Here is a 1,841-nt window from a genome sequence, read left to right as displayed (position 1 = left end):
CGGGCGGGGTCCGGCGCCGGGATGGCGAAACCGGCCGAGCCTTGCGTGCGCAGCCAGGCGATCAGGTTGATGCGGGTCTTCTCGTCGCGGATGCCGGCGAAGGACATCTTGGTGCCCGGCACATAGCGGCCCGGCGCGTTGATGAAGTGATCCAGCTCGTCATAGTTCCAGGTCGGGGCCTCGGCCTTGTGCTTGGCCATGGCGTCCGAATAGGCGAAGCCCGCGCGGTGCATGGCGGGGCCGCCGACCACGGCGAACAGGTTCGGGCCGATGCCGTCGGCGCCGCCCGAGTTGACGGTGTGGCAGGCCTGGCAGCGCGCGAAGGCGGCTTCGCCGGCGGCCAGGTCGGCGGTCGGCAGGACCGTGCCCCAGTCGATCGGCAGGGCGGCTTCGGCCGCGCCCGCAGCCGCTTCATCCGGCGCGTCGACGAAGTAGCCCATCTTCTCGGGCTGCTTGGTGTGGTAGACCATGCCCGAAACCTGCTGGACCACCAGGATCGCAAAGGCGGTGCCCAGGCACGCGCCCATAATCTTGTTCCACTTCAGATCGCCGCTCATTCCGCGTCGTCGCATCCCGTCTCTAGGTGAGCCCCCCGACCGCGAAGCGGCGTTCAGGCGTATTCTTGCGTGGGCGTCTCTTACACGCTAGCGCGACCTTCGCAACCGGCCCGGACGCTTCCGGGCGCTTTCAAGGCGCTAGGCGACCATGAATCCGCTGATAATGATACCCGCTCGCATGGCGGCCACCCGTCTGCCCGGCAAACCCCTGGCGGACATCGGCGGCAAGCCGATGATCGTGCGGGCGTGGGAGCAGGCCATGGCCTCGGGTTTCCGCGTCGCCGTGGCGGCGGGCGATCCGGAGATCGTCGCGGCGGTGCAGGCGGCGGGCGGCGAGGCGGTGCTGACCGATCCCGACCTGCCCAGCGGTTCGGACCGCATCCTGGCGGCCGCCCAGGCGGTCGATCCCGACGGCGCCCATGAGGTGGTCATCAACATCCAGGGCGACATGCCGTTCGCCTCGCCGGACCTGGCGAAAGCCTGCGCCGCGCTGCTGGCGCGCGAATCAGCCTGCGACATCGCCACCCTGGTCGCGACCGAGGCGGACGTCTCGGACCGGGCCAATCCCGATGTGGTCAAGGCGGTGCTGGCCCTGCCGGACGGCGGGACGAGCGGCCGCGCCCTCTACTTCACCCGCTCGACGCTGTACGGGGAGGGCCCGGTCTGGCGTCACGTCGGCATCTACGGCTACCGCCGCGAAGCCCTGGCCCGCTTCTGCGCCGCCCCGCCGTCGCCGCTGGAGAAGCGCGAAAAGCTGGAGCAGCTGCGCGCCCTGGAGATGGGGCTGCAGATCTGGGCTTCGGTGATCGAAGCGGCGCCGCTGTCCGTGGACAACCCGGCGGACCTGGAGGCGGCGCGGGCGCTGGCCTGATCAGTCGTCGTCGCCCGCCTCGCCGTCGTCGGGGATGGCGGGCATCTCGACGGCCGGGGCCAGGGTGACGATCTCCTTGATCTCGGCGCCGGGGAAGGCCTGCATGATCGACACCACGAAGGGGTCCGCCTCGACCGCCGCGCGGCGCGCGGCGCGGGCCTTTTTCTCGACCTCGATCAGGGTCTCGCCGCCGCCCTGTCCGTTGGCGGCGATCAGCCAGGTGCGGCCGGTCCATTCCTTGAGCCGCCCGGCCAGACGCCGCGCCAGATCATGGGGCGAGCCCTCGGCCGGCTCATAGGTGATGGCGCCGGGGCGGAAGCTGACCACGCGGACGTAGCGCTCCACGTCCATCTGCAGGGTGATCTCGCGCTTCTCGCCGATCAGGGCGACCACGGCCTCGAAGCTCTGCGGAT

At 70.7% G+C, this 1,841-nt stretch carries 2 protein-coding genes and 1 pseudogene; 1 reads left to right on the top strand and 2 read right to left on the bottom strand.

Features of this window, described 5'->3' with window-relative positions:
* On the bottom strand, positions 1 to 572 hold a 572-nt coding region (locus BDIM_RS18140; RefSeq protein ID WP_248601222.1), incomplete at its 3' end, for a c-type cytochrome.
* A gap of 133 nt (positions 573 to 705) precedes the next feature.
* Here BDIM_RS18140 and BDIM_RS14075 point away from each other — a divergent pair.
* Positions 706 to 1,428, top strand: a complete 723-nt coding sequence (locus BDIM_RS14075) for a 3-deoxy-manno-octulosonate cytidylyltransferase (RefSeq protein ID WP_003166264.1) — start codon at positions 706 to 708, stop codon at positions 1,426 to 1,428.
* Here the strand turns inward: BDIM_RS14075 and BDIM_RS14070 are convergent.
* A pseudogene (locus tag BDIM_RS14070) lies at positions 1,429 to 1,841 on the bottom strand (DNA polymerase III subunit gamma/tau); the annotation flags it as partial.

The sequence above is a fragment of the Brevundimonas diminuta ATCC 11568 genome (genome assembly GCF_000204035.1).
Lineage (GTDB): Bacteria > Pseudomonadota > Alphaproteobacteria > Caulobacterales > Caulobacteraceae > Brevundimonas > Brevundimonas diminuta.
Note: the sequence above shows the minus strand (reverse complement) of the source record. Positions and strands in the feature narration are given on the sequence as shown.